The sequence below is a fragment of the Vibrio ziniensis genome (assembly GCF_011064285.1).
Taxonomy (GTDB): Bacteria; Pseudomonadota; Gammaproteobacteria; order Enterobacterales; family Vibrionaceae; genus Vibrio; species Vibrio ziniensis.
On the sequence record NZ_CP049331.1, the window covers coordinates 2,156,790 to 2,172,857 of the forward strand.

Sequence of the window (16,068 nt, forward strand, 5' to 3'; positions counted from 1 at the left end):
TTCATTGGTTTCAATATCAAATCGAACAATCTAACAATAATTCTTTTCAATCAAAGGGCGAATAACTAACTCGTCTACGCTAGAAATGCTATTTTGACTTGCCATGAATAAAATGGCGTCCACCACTTGCTCAGGGTGTAAATATTCAGGTCTGTCGGCAGCCCTGAAAGGAGTATCGACCCCACCAGGATAAATAGCGCAAACTTTCACTCCGTGCTCCCTCGCCTCTTTACGGAATACTTTCGTTAGTGCATCCATACCTGCTTTTGATGCCGTATAAGCACCAATCCCTTCGTTAGAAAACCCACATACTGTGGATAGCACGTTGATGATAATTCCCTGCCTACGAATCTTCATTGAAGTGTTATAGGTTTGCTTCATAAACACGAATGGAGACATCATATTCAACTGCACTAACCCCATAAGGTCATCGGCGGATAAGTCGGCAATAGCGCTTCTGGATGTGTTAGCCCCAGCGCAATTAACCAATACGTCTACTTGACCCAATTTGGCCATAGAAGCAGCAACAAACTGTTCAATTTGGGTGTAATTTGTCGCATCAAACGCTTGATAATAGGTTTGACTATCTAACGGTGAAATCTCTGAAATCAATTCATTCAATTTGTTTTGAGAACGTCCGCAGAAAGCAACATTAGCACCGCGTTGGAGCAGTCGAATAGTCAGCAAACGCCCTATTCCGGAAGTCGCACCAGTAACAATAAAGTTCTTATTTTTTACATCCAGCATCAAATATCTAAGCTCAGGTTTAAACAGAAACACATTCAGCCATGCCAAGCATGGCTGAAACAATTAGCCAACATAATACGTTTAACTGCATCTGGGTAAAAAGGCGGGTTATCACATAACTGACTAAATAAAGAGGAGATTAAAAATGATATGTCAAGCCTAATGCTGCTCCAATTTGCAACTCAGCCCCATCATCAAAATTCACTTCTGGATGAATCTGACCATATACATCAAACTTGTCATTAATCTGCCAATCAAGGCCCAGTGGCAATCGAACGCCCAGATCATCTGCGTCCCAGTCGGTCCAAGCACCACCGCCAACATACCAATCGAACGGTACATTAGAACCAAAGCTACCATTAGCAAAAATATAGTCAAAAGCGATACCACCATTGCCTAAAATAAAACGATACTGATCATCGATCTCAAATACGACACTCAGCTGTTGGTCTATCGCCATACCAACTTCAAACCCTTTATTTTGTGCAGCATAACTACTGACGGAAGTTGCACACAAAATAACCACGACCCCTATCTTATTCATAATTAATACCCTTCTATAAAAATGGTCCAAACCATAAAAGGTATAGAGAGCATCAATTGAATTTGTCAAATTTGTATAGACAATCTGACATAAAAATAAAAAAAGGAGACCGAAGTCTCCTTTTCTATAGGGGAAGAAATGTCGAAGGATTAACCGTTGTTACGGATCCACTCATCCATATCTGTTTTAAGGTTGTCAGACTTAGTACCGAAGATAGCTTGAACGCCACCAGATACTACAACTACGCCTGCTGCACCAAGTTTTTTCAGCTTGTCTTGGTCAACGATTTCAGTATCCGCTACTGATACACGTAGACGAGTGATACATGCGTCTAGGTTAGTGATGTTAGCTTTACCACCGAATGCAGCAACTAGCTCACCAGCCATTTCAGTACCAGCAGCTACTGTTGTACCTTCAGTTTCATCTTCACGACCAGGAGTTTTAAGGTCCATAGCACGGATAACGAAAGTGAATACTACGTAGTAAAGAACTGCGTAAGCGATACCTAGACCAACTAGTAGCAACATGTTCTCAGCACGTGGAGATTGAACCACGAAGTCGATGAAACCGTTAGAGAACGTGTGACCGTGAACAACACCTAGAGAGTTCGTAAGCATGTATGCAACGCCAGCTAGTACCGCGTGAATTGCGTATAGTACTGGAGCGATGAATAGGAATGAGAACTCGATTGGTTCAGTAATACCAGTTAGGAATGAAGTCAGAGCTGCAGAAGCCATGATACCCATTACTTTTGCACGGTTTTCTGGTTTAGCGCTGTGTGCAATAGCAATAGCTGCTGCTGGAAGACCGAACATCTTGAATAGGTAACCACCTGCTAGCTGACCGAAACCGTTACCAGCTGCGCGAGTAGCGTCATCAGCTGTAAGGAAACAAGTCATGATACCGTGAGCTACTTGACCAGCCGAAGTTGTACAGGTACCTGCTTCGTAGAAGAATGGTACGTTCCAAATGTGGTGTAGACCGAATGGGATTAGAGAACGCTCAACAACACCGTAGATACCGAATGCAGTAACAGGGTTTTGGTTCGCTGCCCAATCAGAGAAAGAAGCAATTACGCTACCAATTGGTGGCCAAATAATAGAAAGGATTACACCAAGGCCAATTGATAGGAAACCAGTAATGATTGGCACTGCGCGTTTACCCGCGAAGAAGCCTAGGTACTCTGGAAGTTGAATTTTGTAGAAACGGTTGAATGCCCAAGCAGCAACACCACCCGCGAGGATACCACCGAGAACACCAGTTTCGATGTGATCAACACCCATTACAGTTGCCATTACGTTTAGCGTAGCAACCATGATACCGTAACCAACGATAGCAGACAGACCTGAAACACCGTCATTGTTAGTGAAACCTAAAGATACACCGACAGCGAAAAGAAGTGCCATTTGGCCGAAAACAGAACCGCCAGCTTGTTCCATCAGGTGTGATACTACTTCTGGTAGCCAGCTAAAGTTCGCCGCACCCACACCAAGCAAAATACCTGCAACTGGAAGTACTGATACTGGTAGCATCAGAGACTTACCAACTTTCTGCAGGTTAGCAAAAGCGTTTTTAAACATGTTTATGCTCCTGATTAAGTTATTAGAATGTTTGGGTTCTAACGGCACACCCCCGTAGCCTAAATGTTAGCACCCAATGAAAATGTAACCACAAAATGCATTATATTTTCCGCTTCTAAATATATCTTGATGCTCCTCATGGATTCCACTCAGTTACGAAATTAAGTTTCAAAGTATTAGACAGATCACAATCAGATCGGCTCTCTGAAAAGCATTACAATCAATATATCTTATTGTTTTTTATATATTTAAAAGTTTAAAACAATAATTTTACTGCGTAAATAAAATTAGGCACAATGTTATTTTATGTAACAAATTTACATTAGCTCGTTTCGCCCTCCCAAAATCAACAGATTTAGTAAACAACAAAATAATTTTTACAATCCGCCAATTTCAACAATAAAAAAAGGAGCATCTGCTCCTTTTTAAACCCAATATTATTTTCTATCGCAAAAAAAGATCTTGGTAATTCTTGGTCGTTTTTTCTGCAACTTCGGACAATGAACACCCCTTTAGTTGAGCAATGTAAGCAGCAACCTCAACGACATAAGCAGGTTGATTCTCTTTTCCTCGATGTGGAACAGGAGCCAAATACGGCGAATCCGTTTCAATCAACAGACGGTCAATAGGGAGTGCTTTTACGACCTCTTTAAGATCTGTCGCTTGTCTGAAAGTCACAATTCCTGAAATAGAAATGTAGAAACCTAAATCCATTGCAGCTTCAGCAAATGCCAAATCTTCTGTAAAGCAATGAATCACACCACCACAACGATCAGCTCCGCCCTGCTTTAACATCGTCAAGGTATCCACTCGCGCATTTCGAGTATGGATAATCAAAGGTTTATTAAGTGCAACCGCGGTTTCAATTTGTTGTGAAAAGCGCAGTTTCTGCAACTCTGCCGTCTCGGGCTGGTAATGGTAATCCAAGCCAGTTTCACCAATCGCCACAACCTTAGGATGTTTGGCATACTCGTGAAACTTATCTAACGCAAATTCACTTTCAACATCTAATGGGTGAACGCCACATGACGCATGTACATTGTCAAATGGAGTGATCATCTCAATCATATCTGGAAATGAATCGAGCGTAACGCCAACCGAAAGCAGTTGTTTTACATTCGCTTGTGCAGCTTTGTTCACTACATCCGATATATCAGTATGTAAGTCTTGATAGTCCAGTTTGTCCAAATGACAGTGGGAATCTACAAACATGTTTCCTCGTTAAACTTAAATATCCAATCCGTAATTAAAAGCTCAGTGTTCAACCCAGTAAAATGTCTCAGTTTCTCAATTAAAGCAGCTAATTCTGAACTCTGCTTTTCTAAAACAACATAGCTCAATAACGAAGATAAAGTACGACAGCCGGGAGTAAAGTTAGGTTGAACCACGCCAAAGTGAACCTTCTGAGCATCGGTAAGCAGGTACCAGAGCCAAGTCAGGCGAGTGATTGGCGACTCATTCAACTTGCTTGTACACTTGAGTGCCGATTCGATATCACCTTGAACTGCGGCTATCAGGCTTTCTTCAATCGACTTATATGCATCTATGTCTCCGGATTGCATAAAAACTTTGGTCTGCACGGGCGCATTGCCATTGACATGAGATGCGAATGCAGGAACATCAACACCAAGTTCTTTTTGCAGCCACAGAGTCACAACACCTGACTGCGGGTCTGGAATAGCGACTTGTTGGCATCGACTAACAATCGTTGGTAGTAATGCACTTGCCTTTGAAGCAATGAGTACAAACACACACTTCTCTGGCGGCTCTTCAAGTGTTTTTAATAAAGCATTGGCGGCTGATTCATTCATCGCCTCAGCCGGTTCGATAACGAAAAGACGATAACCTGATAGCTGTGACGACTCCTGTGCGATACGGTTACACTGACGAATTTGTTCAACGGTAATCGTCTTACCTTCTTTCTCTGGTTTTACTACGTGATAATCAGGATGATTTCCAGATTGCATCAAATCACAACCGTGACAAAACCCACAAGGCTCACTGGTAGTGGTGTTGCACATTAATGAACGCGCAAATTGTTCCGCTAATTGAAAAGTGTCTAAACCAGGAGAAGAAGACAGCAAAGTTGCAGAAGCGAAGCTGTTGTTATCTAACTGATACTTCCAGCTGTTCCAACTACCCTGCAGCCAAGAATGAAGGTCTTTAACATTATTTCCTAACATAAAGTTTCCTAGATGCTTTTCAGCCATTGTATTCGGTTAGCCGGCGCATTTTTTTAACCAAAGCAGTAAGGCGGATTTAATATCCAGCGCAACTTTATCAATAGTCTGATCAGCATTTACCACAATTACAGAATCATCTGCATTCGCGATCTCTAGGTATCTCGCTCTTGTTCGCTCGAAAAAACTGATGTCCATTTTTTCAATGCGATCGAGTTCACCACGTCCACGAGCTCGTTCTAACCCCACTTTAGGGTCAATATCGAGATAGAGAGTCAAATCAGGCTTAAAGTCACCTAATGTAGTCTGTTTTAAGCTTTGCATTGTTTGACGTGAAATTTGGCGACCACCACCCTGATAAGCCTGTGAAGACATATCATGACGATCACCAACAACCCAATTACCTTGCTCTAGCGCTGGTTTAATTACATTTTCCACTAATTGAACACGAGCAGCATACATAAGAAGTAGTTCCGTCATATCTTGCAGAACTTCGCCTTCATGTTCCTGCTTCACCAACTCGCGCATCTTTTCCGCCAGCACAGTACCGCCCGGCTCACGTGTTCGAGTAATTTGGTCAATGCCAAAGTCATGCAGAGTTTCCACAATTGCTTGAATTGCGGTACTTTTACCAGCCCCTTCGAGGCCTTCTACTACGATAAATTGTGATTTCATTACTTATTACGAATCTGTTTTAAATAAGCGCGAACTGCGCGGTTATGTTCTACCAGCGTTTTAGAAAATACATGACCACCGTTACCACTGGCAACAAAGTAAAGATAACTGCTTTGATCAGGATTCAGAGCTGCATTGATTGAAGCAGGGCCAGCCATCGCAATTGGCGTTGGAGGTAAACCTAAAATGACATAAGTGTTGTATGGCGTTGGAGCTTTGAGATCTTTCTTACGGATGTTGCCATCGTAATTTTCACCCATACCATAAATCACCGTCGGATCAGTTTGTAGGCGCATGCGTTTATTCAAGCGATTGACGAACACAGATGAGATCTGAGTTCTTTCATCTTCAACTGCTGTTTCTTTTTCGATGATCGACGCCAAAATCAGCGCCTCGTAAGATGATTTTAGCGGTAAACCACTTTGTCGTTTATCCCACGCTTCGTTGAGAATATTGTTCAGTTTCACGTGAGCACGTTTAAGAATATCTAAGTCACTCACGCCATTAGTAAAATGGTAGGTTTCAGCGAGAAATAGCCCTTCCAGCTTTTCTCTTTCGATGCCCAATTTTTGCGAGATTTCTTTTTCGGATAAACCATCTAATGTGTGTTTCAGATTCGGATTGCTAGCGAGAATATCTCGCCATTCAACAAAACGGCTACCTTCGACAAAAGTAATCGCAAACTGATGCTCTTTACCTGAAATGAACAGCATTAGAGCTTGGTTTAAATCCATATCAGAAGTGATTTGGTAAGTTCCAGCTTTTAAACCGGCTAGTTCTGGATGTAATCGATGAATAAATGATGAAAACGAAGTCGGCTCAATCCACTTCTTATCCACCAACATAGACATGGCTCGATTGAGACTGGTGCCACTTTGAATAGTGACGATCTGTGGTTCTTCAATTTTTAACGGTTGCGTAAGATAGCTGTTTACTTGGCTCTGGACATAAAAATATGCACCAGCGACACAGAGAATGAGAACAACAATTAAAAAAGATAACTTCTTAATCACGAATTAAATTTCTCCTGAATTCGTAGCGTCTGTTGTCCAATAGAGTACTTATGTTCAGATATTTGAACCACAGGTGCGACCTCTAACAGTGAATTAGAGATAAAAATTTCTTCGGCATTATCAAGATGATCGAGTTCGAAATCACCTTTTACCACTTTCAACTTAAGTTGGTGGGCATATTCTAATATATTTCTACGTGCAACTCCTGCCACACCCGCATTTTTTAATGAAGGCGTGTACAAAGTAGCACCTTTTAGCCAAAAAATGTTGGCTGCCGTCGTTTCTACGATATGTCCGTTAATATCCAAACATAAACCGTCAAAATAGCCAGCTTGGTCCATTTCACTTTTCAGCAGGACCTGCTCCAATCGATTATTGTGTTTATGTCCTGCAAGCATTGGATTAAGCCCCATGCGCTTAGAGCATATACCGAGCTGCAAACCTTCGGCTTGCCATTGTGCATAATGAGAAGGAAAAGCAAAGTTGCTAATTGTAACATTCGGCTGTGTGACGTGAGCAGGGCTATACCCGCGTCCCCCCATCCCTCTGCTGATGTGGATTTTAACACCCGCTTTTGCGTCTGGAAGAATGGCTAATTGCAACCACTGTTCGACTTGCTGCCAATTGGGTTGAAATATACCCAACATTTTAAGACATGCATTCATCCGCTCGATGTGATGCGGCCAATGCTGAATCTCACCATGTTTTGTCAGCATGGTGGTAAAGCATCCATCACCGTATTGAAAGGAGCGATCACTGACTGCAATAAGCTCACTCAACTCACCATTTACCCATACCATATTTCCGCTCCCTGAAAATAAAGAAACGGCTTAATGCTAAGCATCAAGCCGTTTCAAAACAAGTACAGTTCAATGAATCTTATACGCGTTTAAAGATTAATGAGCCGTTAGTGCCACCAAAACCAAATGAGTTACACATTGCGTATTCCATATCTTCCACTTTACGAGCGGTGTTTGGAACAAGATCAACGTCTAAACCTTCTTCTTGGTTTTCAAGGTTAATCGTTGGCGGAACTATTTGGTCGACTAGAGACATGACAGTGATAATAGCTTCAACAGAACCAGCAGCACCTAGTAGGTGACCAGTCATTGACTTAGTTGAAGAGATCAGAACCTGTTTAGAGCCTGCTTCACCAAGAGCACGCTTGATGCCTCTCACTTCTGCTACATCGCCTGCTGGCGTAGATGTACCGTGAGCATTCACATAACCGATTTGTTCACCAGTTAGACCTGCGTCACGCATCGCAGCTTCCATCGCTAATGCACCACCAGAGCCATCTTCACTAGGTGAAGTCATATGGTAAGCATCACCAGACATACCAAAGCCAACGATTTCAGCGTAAATTTTAGCGCCACGAGCTTTAGCGTGTTCGTACTCTTCAAGCACCATGATACCTGCGCCATCGCCTAGTACAAAACCGTCACGGTCTTTGTCCCAAGGGCGAGAAGCTTTTTGAGGATTATCATTACGAGTTGATAGTGCTTTAGCTGCACCGAAACCAGCCATACCTAGAGGCGTAGAGGCTTTCTCTGCACCGCCTGCAACCATAGCTTCTGCATCACCGTAAGCAATCATGCGTGCTGCATGGCCAATGTTGTGCAAGCCAGTTGTACATGCTGTTGAAATCGCGATATTTGGACCACGTAGACCACGCATAATAGACAAGTTACCAGCAATCATGTTTACGATGGTTGAAGGTACAAAGAATGGGCTAACTTTACGTGGGCCTTTTTCAAGTAATGAACAGTGACCACTTTCAATAAGTTCTAGACCACCGATACCTGAACCAATAGCAACACCAATACGTGGAGCATTTTCTTCAGTGACCGATAAACCAGAATCGTCTAATGCTTGAATGCCCGCCGCAATACCGTACTGGATAAATAAATCCATCTTGCGAGCTTCTTTTTTAGACATGTAATCTTCGCAGTTAAAGTCTTTAACTAGACCTGCGAAACGAGTTGAATAATTTGTTGTATCAAAGTGTTCGATATTTACTATACCACTTTGACCAGCTAGCAGGGCTTTCCAAGAAGATTCTACTGTGTTGCCCACTGGTGACAACATACCCATGCCAGTGACAACGACACGACGCTTGGACACGATCATATTCTCCGGGAATTGAAAAATTCTATGAGAGGTAAAGATTGAGTGAGAAAAACTCAGGCGGCCAGAAGGCCGCCTGGGAAGAGACATTACTGAGCGCTGTTTACGTAGTCGATCGCAGCTTGAACAGTAGTGATTTTCTCTGCTTCTTCATCAGGAATCTCAGTGTCAAATTCTTCTTCTAGAGCCATAACTAGTTCTACAGTGTCTAGAGAATCCGCACCTAGATCTTCAACGAAAGAAGCTTCGTTTTTAACTTCTGCTTCGTCTACACCTAGCTGTTCAACAATGATTTTCTTTACGCGTTCTTCGATGTTGCTCATTTTTTCTTTTCCTTTACAGATTTCGCCTAATGCGATGATTCCGTAGTTTATTCTAACTAGGGAAAGTTGCAAGGGGGTCCTTGCTGGTCAAACCACAAAATTGGCGATTTTAACCGAAATTCACACCATTATTGACATATATCATGCATGAATCTTGAGCATTTTTATGTCAATTAATGTACAAAGTTGGCCACATTTAAGACTCAGTTTCCAACTTAGCACAAAAATGGGATTAAACCATATACATGCCGCCATTTACATGCAAAGTTTCGCCCGTAATGTAAGCACCTTCTGGTGACGCCAAAAATGCAACTGCTGATGCAATTTCACGTGGATCACCTAAACGACCAGCTGGCACTTGTGCAAGTGTAGCAGCACGTTGCTCATCGTTCAGCGCTTTTGTCATATCAGTTTCAATAAAACCTGGAGCAACTGTGTTCACAGTCACGCCACGAGAAGCAACTTCACGAGCCATTGACTTAGTAAAGCCAATTACGCCTGCTTTTGCCGCTGCATAGTTTGCTTGTCCTGCGTTACCCATAGTACCGACAACAGAACCTACATTGATGATACGACCATTACGTTTTTTCATCATGCCACGTAATACAGCCTTAGACATACGGAAAATTGATGTCAGGTTAGTATCTAAAATATCTGACCACTCATCATCTTTCATACGCATCAACAAGTTGTCACGCGTGATACCAGCGTTGTTTACTAGAATATCGATTGCACCATATTCATCATTGATAGATTTCAATACTGATTCAATTGATTCTACGTCTGTAACGTTTAGAGCAAAGCCCTTACCTTTATCACCAAGGTAAGCACTGATTGCTTCTGCGCCACTTTCACTTGTTGCCGTACCAATTACTGTAGCACCACGTTCAACAAATAGTTCAGCGATAGCTTTACCAATACCGCGGCTTGCACCTGTTACTAGTGCAACTTTGCCTTCTAGACTCATGAATTGACTCATGTTTGGTTCCTATATTTACTTAGCTGCTTCGAGTGAAGCGATATCATTCACTGCGGCTGCATCTAAGGTTTTTACAATACGTTTAGTTAGACCCGTTAGAACTTTACCTGGTCCCATTTCTAGCAATTTCTCAACACCCTGTTCGCTCATTTTCTCTACACCTTCAGTCCAGCGTACTGGGCTGTAAAGCTGACGAACAAGCGCATCTTTAATCTTTGCAGGGTCAGTTTCTGCAATAACATCAACGTTGTTAATCACAGGAACTTGTGGTGTATTAAATTCAATTTCAGCCAAAGCTTCTGCGAGACGTTCAGCGGCAGGCTTCATCAATGCACAATGTGAAGGAACAGAAACTGGTAAAGGAAGTGCACGCTTAGCACCCGCATCTTTACACAATGCTCCGGCACGCTCTACTGCATCTTTTTGGCCAGCAATAACAACTTGACCTGGTGAGTTGAAGTTTACTGGAGAGACAACTTCGCCTTGTGCCGCTTCTTCACACGCCTTAGCAATCGCTTCATCATCAAGACCAATGATAGCGTACATTGCGCCAGTACCCGCTGGAACAGCATCTTGCATAGCCTTACCACGAAGCTCTACTAAACTAATCGCTTGTTTAAAGTCGATAACACCAGCACACACTAAAGCTGAATATTCACCTAAACTGTGACCCGCTAGGACAGCTGGTTGTTCTAAACCGAGTTCCTGCCATACACGCCAAATAGCCACAGATGCTGCTAGTAATGCAGGCTGAGTACGAAAAGTTTGGTTTAGATCTTCAACAGGACCGTTTTGAACCAACGCCCATAAATCATAGCCCAACGCTTCCGATGCTTCTGCAAAAGTTTGGTTAACGACATCATACTGCTGCGCTAGTTCAGCAAGCATACCGATAGCTTGAGAACCCTGACCTGGAAATACGATAGCAAACTTGCTCATTGCTGTTTCCTCAAAATGATTAAGGCGTTATTTCAACGCCTTAAAGACTATAGTTGCGATTAATTATTACAAAAATCGAATTATTGAAATTTAAAGCCGTTAAAATTTAACTAAAGCTGAGCCCCAGGTGAAACCGCCACCAAAAGCTTCTAAAAGTAAGTTTTGACCACGTTTAATACGTCCATCACGAACTGCTTCATCAAGCGCAGTTGGGACAGTTGCCGCAGATGTATTGCCGTGTTTATCCAACGTCAATACTACTTGGTCTAGCGACATAGACAGCTTTTTCGCTGTTGCAGAAATAATGCGATAGTTTGCTTGGTGCGGAACTAACCAATCCAATTCAGACTTATGCATATTGTTGGCTTCTAAAGTATCTTTAACCAACTTAGACAACTGAGTTACTGCAACTTTAAAGACTTCATTACCAGCCATATAAAGCCATTTGTCAGCATCACCACCACGTTCAGGAACAGGCAGACTTAACAGCTCACCAAATTCACCGTCTGAGTATATGTGAGTGGAAAGAATACCCGGCTCTTTACTTGCGCCTAGGACAACGGCACCAGCTGCATCACCAAACAAAATAATGGTTGAACGATCTGTTGGATCGCAGCTTTTTGACAATGCATCTGCGCCAATCACTAAAGCGTTTTTGCACATACCGGTTTTAATATGTTGGTCGGCAACCGACAGCGCATAAATAAAGCCAGAACATGCCGCTGCCAAGTCAAATGCAGGGCAACCTTTGATGCCTAACATACCTTGAACCTGACACGCAGATGAAGGGAAAGTATGGCTACTACTTGTGGTCGCTACGATAATGAGATCGATGTCGTTTTTATCAATGCCCGACATTTCAATCGCATTTTTAGCTGCATAAAATGCCATATCCGCAACTGTTTCATCTTCAGCTGCAATACGACGCTCGCGAATACCCGTACGAGTGACAATCCACTCATCAGTAGTATCTACCATTTTCTCTAAGTCAGCGTTTGTACGCACTTGAGATGGCAGGTAGCTGCCAGTACCTAAAATTTTGCTATACATGAAGACTAATAATGCCTCTCGAGTAAAACCGCTTCCAAACGATCGCTTATACGGCTGGGTACTTGTCGTTTAACTTCATGCACCGCCTCTGAAATCGCGTTAACGACAGCGGGTACATCAGCACTTCCATGACTTTTTATTACAATGCCGCGCAATCCTAGCAAACTTGCGCCGTTATACTGGTCGGGGTTCAGTGTTTTTAGCTCAGTAAATAGTTCAGAAAACAGCTTTTTCGCAATCCAACCTTTTATAGATGAGCCTAAAAACTTATTTTTTAGCCTATCGATAAAAAGTTGTGCTGTTCCTTCACAGGCTTTTAAGCAAACATTGCCAACGAAACCATCGCATACAACAACGTCTGCTGCATCAATTAATAATTGGTTCCCTTCAATGTAGCCGATAAAATTCACAGCGTGTGTCTGACTAAGCATTTCTGCACAACGTTTGACTAAATCATTACCTTTAATCTCTTCTGCACCGATATTTAATATCGCCACGCGAGGAGATCGACCTAGATGTTGTTCTGCTAATGCTGCCCCCATCACTGCAAATTGAAATAAAGAATCTGCGTCACTAGAAACATTTGCGCCTAAATCCAACATCCACGTTTTTCCACCAGATATAGTTGGTAGAGCTGACACCAAAGCAGGCCGATCTATTCCTGGCAATAGTTTAAGTCTAAAACGAGATAATGCCATCAATGCACCCGTATTACCTGCACTTACACAAGCATCAGCTTGACCGTCAGCGACAAGGTCAATAGCCATACCCATAGAAGTACCAGCACTGTGACGTAATGCCAATGACGGTTTTTCTGAATTTGAAATGACGCGGTCACTATTTACGACACTCAAGCGAGCGTTCGGTTCGTAACCTAATAAAGAAAGTTGTTGGGCGATCTCAGTTTGATCACCGATGAGAGTCACTTTTAGCTCTGGGAAATGCGACAGTGCCTGCACGGCGGCAGGCACTGTTACGCGAGGACCGAAATCCCCGCCCATTGCATCAAGTGCAACGGTTAAATTTTGCAAAGGTCAACCTTACTTGTTGATAACCTTTTTACCACGGTAGTAACCTTCAGCAGTTACATTGTGGCGTAGGTGAGTTTCACCTGAAGTCGCATCTACAGATAGTGCAGCTGCAGTTAGCGCATCGTGTGAACGACGCATACCACGACGTGAACGTGTTTTACGGTCTTTTTGTACGGCCATTGACCCTACTCCTATGTTAAGTGTCTTAAAGAATTACTTCTTCAAACTTTTTAAAACATCGAACGGATTCGGCTTCTCTTCCAAAATCTCTTCTGGAATTTCACCAAACACCATGTTGTCTGATTGAACGCTACAATCCGCATCATCGTGCATTGCTACTTGAGGCAAACTTAAGATGAACTCGTCTTCAACTAACTGAACTAGGTCAACTTCACCGTACTCATTAAGATCTACCAAATCGTAATCGTCGGGAATCTCTTCATCACTTTTTTTCCCAGTAATAGGGGTATAAGTGAATTCAATTTCGCACTCGTGTGCGAAAACCTCATTACAGCGCTGACACTCTAAATCAACTTCGATGTTAGCTTTACCAGAGATAACAACCAGTTGCTGTTCATCAAGCCCAAATGACAATGAGACTTGTGCGTCGCGTTTTACGCTATCGACTGACTCCTCTAAGCGTTTCAAAAGACTCATTTGGATGATGCCATCGTAATCAAGTCGTTTTTGAGCCGCTTTGCCCGGATCAATCGTTCGCGGTATCTTTACCTTTTGCATAGGGCGCGAATATTATCTTCCAAAACAGATTTAGTCAAAGAAAAAGGTAAAAAATACAATTTTTTCCCTTTTCACGGAGAGAATTATGGTCAACAGCATTGAATCCTATATGCTGCACATAAACTTAACGATAATTGTAAAGTAAAATGCAAAATTACCAACTAGTTTTAGCTTCCACTTCACCATTTCGTCAGCAGTTATTAAATAAGCTAGACATTCCTTTCGTCACTGCACAACCAGACTGTGATGAAACACCGCTGCAAAACGAATCACCTGAAACATTAGTGCAGAGACTTGCCAATCTAAAAGCCCGCTCTTGTATCGTTGATAAGCCAAGCTTAATCATCGGTTCTGATCAAGTCTGCGTGATTGACGGACATATCGTTGGCAAACCGCATACTAAGCAAAAAGCGATTGAACAGTTGATGAGCCAAAGCGGTAAACCTATTACTTTTTATACCGGCCTAGCACTTTACAACTCCCGCACTCAAGAAAGTCAGATCACGCTTGATACATTCACTGTGCATTTCCGTCGGTTGACACCATCTATGGTTGAGAAGTATGTAGAGAAAGAATTGCCTTTAAACTGTGCTGGTAGTTTTAAGAGCGAAGGTTTAGGTATCGCTTTATTTGAAAAACTCGAAGGCGATGATCCGAATACACTCGTTGGCCTACCACTGATTAAGCTAACTCGACTGCTTGAAAACGAAGGCTTTCCTGTTTTGTAAGCATCAACAGTTTCACTAATTGAAAAGGCTTGTTCATCACAAGCCTTTATTCATTCATTTAGTGCTTCGCATCTGAGCTAATGCATTTTCTAACTTGCTATCCAGAGGCGCGTTGATTTCCATAACTTCCTCCGTCGCTGGATGAACAAAACGAATATTCGCAGCATGCAAGAACAAACGGTCAATGCCAAATTGTGCGGTATAAGCATCAAATCGTCGGTCACCATAACGGTCGTCCCAGGCAATTGGGTGCCCCATATATTGTGTATGTACACGGATCTGATGTGTGCGACCAGTAATAGGGCTCGCCTGAATCAACGTCGCCTGTTCAAACTTTTCTATGATCTTAAAACGCGTTTCTGATGGCTTACCATTGGAACTCACGCGCACAATGCTGTTCACTTCATTCTTTAACAATGGGGCATTAACCACTTTCCACTTGTTTTCCCACTCCCCCATAACCAGAGCAAAATAGTATTTTTGTACTGTTTTCTCTCGAAACTGGGCTTGTAAGTGACGCAAAGCAGAACGCTTTTTTGCAACCAACAAAATACCTGATGTGTCACGATCAATTCGATGCACAAGTTCTAAAAAGCGCGCTTGTGGTCGAAGAGCTCGTAACGCTTCAATCGCGCCAAACTTCAAGCCACTACCGCCATGCACAGCGGTGCCCGAAGGCTTATTCAAAATGAGGACATGTTCATCCTCATGAAGAATGCAACTTTCTAATTCCGCGACTTTATTAAGTTTGGTACTTGGTGCAGCAGTTTCATCTGACTTTTCTTCCATTGTAACAGGCGGAACTCGAACCACATCGCCTGCTTCCAACTTATATTCCGCCTTTACTCGCTTTTTATTTACGCGCACTTCACCCTTTCGCAAGATTCGATAAACCATGCTTTTAGGAATTGATTTTAATTGGTTACGCAAAAAGTTATCGATGCGTTGACCAGCCATATCTTCATCTATGTCGATGAATTGGACTTGAGTTCTGATTTCGTTCATGGCGGCTATTCTAACTGAAACTGTGCGAAATCACATTTTCTTCGTGATTAAAAATCGCTTTTCGGATGCTTTTTTTTAATAACTCGCTGAAATAAACATCACCTAGCTCTTTGCTCCCGAAAATTGGGCGGTTTCTTATTGATAAAACACAAACTTCTCGCCCATTTTGCTTAAAATTGACACGGACAAGGAAGCACTTTTGGACATGGCCAGAAATTTTTAAGCGCTTTCTAATAAAGCACATTGCTGTGACTAGCAGTCACTGCTATAGTTCACACCTGCAATAAGTGAACTGGTATGTTTCTATTTTACCGTTTATTTAAAGCAATGAACGAGTAGTAAACCTAAAACCGAGTGCTGCATTGGCGTAAGACATTTCAGGTTTAGGTTTCTTGTTGCTCTACTCTTC

At 42.4% G+C, this 16,068-nt stretch carries 18 protein-coding genes; 1 reads left to right on the forward strand and 17 read right to left on the reverse strand.

Features of this window, described 5'->3' with window-relative positions; genetic code table 11:
- Positions 1-30 precede the first annotated feature (30 nt).
- The 16 genes from G5S32_RS09815 to yceD form a co-directional block, all read right to left on the reverse strand.
- Entirely contained in the window at positions 31-747 is a 717-nt protein-coding gene (locus tag G5S32_RS09815) for an SDR family oxidoreductase (RefSeq protein ID WP_165311850.1), read from the reverse strand.
- Between the two features lie 139 nt (positions 748-886).
- Positions 887-1,291 (reverse strand): hypothetical protein, encoded by a 405-nt coding sequence (locus G5S32_RS09820; RefSeq protein WP_165311851.1) that lies wholly within the window; start codon positions 1,289-1,291, stop codon positions 887-889.
- 149 nt (positions 1,292-1,440) lie between these two features.
- On the reverse strand, positions 1,441-2,871 hold the full coding sequence (ptsG, locus tag G5S32_RS09825) for a PTS glucose transporter subunit IIBC (RefSeq protein WP_165311852.1): 1,431 nt from the start codon (positions 2,869-2,871) through the stop codon (positions 1,441-1,443).
- Between the two features lie 444 nt (positions 2,872-3,315).
- The gene (locus tag G5S32_RS09830; protein WP_165311853.1) at positions 3,316-4,083 is read right to left on the reverse strand and encodes a TatD family hydrolase; all 768 of its coding nucleotides are present in this window, start codon (positions 4,081-4,083) and stop codon (positions 3,316-3,318) included.
- Positions 4,074-5,054, reverse strand: coding sequence for a DNA polymerase III subunit delta' (gene holB, locus G5S32_RS09835; protein WP_165311854.1), 981 nt, complete (start codon positions 5,052-5,054; stop codon positions 4,074-4,076). The genes G5S32_RS09830 and holB overlap by 10 nt, the downstream gene beginning before the upstream one ends.
- Before the next feature lie 36 nt (positions 5,055-5,090).
- Positions 5,091-5,726: a dTMP kinase gene (gene tmk / locus G5S32_RS09840; protein WP_165311855.1), complete on the reverse strand. Its 636-nt coding sequence runs from the start codon at positions 5,724-5,726 to the stop codon at positions 5,091-5,093.
- Positions 5,726-6,739 (reverse strand): endolytic transglycosylase MltG, encoded by a 1,014-nt coding sequence (gene mltG, locus G5S32_RS09845; RefSeq protein ID WP_165311856.1) that lies wholly within the window; start codon positions 6,737-6,739, stop codon positions 5,726-5,728. The genes tmk and mltG overlap by 1 nt, the downstream gene beginning before the upstream one ends.
- Positions 6,736-7,539, reverse strand: coding sequence for an aminodeoxychorismate lyase (gene pabC / locus G5S32_RS09850; RefSeq protein WP_165311857.1), 804 nt, complete (start codon positions 7,537-7,539; stop codon positions 6,736-6,738). Before pabC ends, mltG begins: the two co-directional genes overlap by 4 nt.
- Positions 7,540-7,618: 79 nt before the next feature.
- Positions 7,619-8,863 (reverse strand): beta-ketoacyl-ACP synthase II, encoded by a 1,245-nt coding sequence (gene fabF / locus G5S32_RS09855; protein ID WP_165311858.1) that lies wholly within the window; start codon positions 8,861-8,863, stop codon positions 7,619-7,621.
- Between the two features lie 92 nt (positions 8,864-8,955).
- Positions 8,956-9,189 carry an acyl carrier protein gene (acpP, locus tag G5S32_RS09860; protein ID WP_014204679.1) on the reverse strand — a complete coding sequence of 78 codons (234 nt, stop codon included), beginning with the start codon at positions 9,187-9,189 and terminating at the stop codon, positions 8,956-8,958.
- 232 nt (positions 9,190-9,421) lie between these two features.
- Positions 9,422-10,156 carry a 3-oxoacyl-ACP reductase FabG gene (fabG, locus tag G5S32_RS09865; protein ID WP_165312770.1) on the reverse strand — a complete coding sequence of 245 codons (735 nt, stop codon included), beginning with the start codon at positions 10,154-10,156 and terminating at the stop codon, positions 9,422-9,424.
- A 27-nt stretch (positions 10,157-10,183) separates the two neighbouring features.
- Complete coding sequence (gene fabD / locus G5S32_RS09870) at positions 10,184-11,107, reverse strand: ACP S-malonyltransferase (RefSeq protein WP_165311859.1); 924 nt, start codon at positions 11,105-11,107, stop codon at positions 10,184-10,186.
- Between the two features lie 99 nt (positions 11,108-11,206).
- Positions 11,207-12,157 carry a beta-ketoacyl-ACP synthase III gene (locus tag G5S32_RS09875; protein WP_165311860.1) on the reverse strand — a complete coding sequence of 317 codons (951 nt, stop codon included), beginning with the start codon at positions 12,155-12,157 and terminating at the stop codon, positions 11,207-11,209.
- Between the two features lie 5 nt (positions 12,158-12,162).
- Positions 12,163-13,188 (reverse strand): phosphate acyltransferase PlsX, encoded by a 1,026-nt coding sequence (plsX, locus tag G5S32_RS09880; RefSeq protein WP_165311861.1) that lies wholly within the window; start codon positions 13,186-13,188, stop codon positions 12,163-12,165.
- A gap of 9 nt (positions 13,189-13,197) precedes the next feature.
- Positions 13,198-13,368 (reverse strand): 50S ribosomal protein L32, encoded by a 171-nt coding sequence (gene rpmF / locus G5S32_RS09885; protein WP_165311862.1) that lies wholly within the window; start codon positions 13,366-13,368, stop codon positions 13,198-13,200.
- Between the two features lie 33 nt (positions 13,369-13,401).
- Entirely contained in the window at positions 13,402-13,926 is a 525-nt protein-coding gene (yceD, locus tag G5S32_RS09890; RefSeq protein WP_165311863.1) for a 23S rRNA accumulation protein YceD, read from the reverse strand.
- 146 nt (positions 13,927-14,072) lie between these two features.
- Here yceD and G5S32_RS09895 point away from each other — a divergent pair, with 146 nt between their 5' ends.
- The gene (locus G5S32_RS09895; RefSeq protein WP_165311864.1) at positions 14,073-14,654 is read left to right on the forward strand and encodes a Maf family protein; all 582 of its coding nucleotides are present in this window, start codon (positions 14,073-14,075) and stop codon (positions 14,652-14,654) included.
- A gap of 54 nt (positions 14,655-14,708) precedes the next feature.
- On the opposite strand, the gene rluC is transcribed toward G5S32_RS09895, so the two are convergent.
- Positions 14,709-15,659: a 23S rRNA pseudouridine(955/2504/2580) synthase RluC gene (rluC, locus tag G5S32_RS09900; RefSeq protein ID WP_165311865.1), complete on the reverse strand. Its 951-nt coding sequence runs from the start codon at positions 15,657-15,659 to the stop codon at positions 14,709-14,711.
- Positions 15,660-16,068 lie beyond the last annotated feature (409 nt).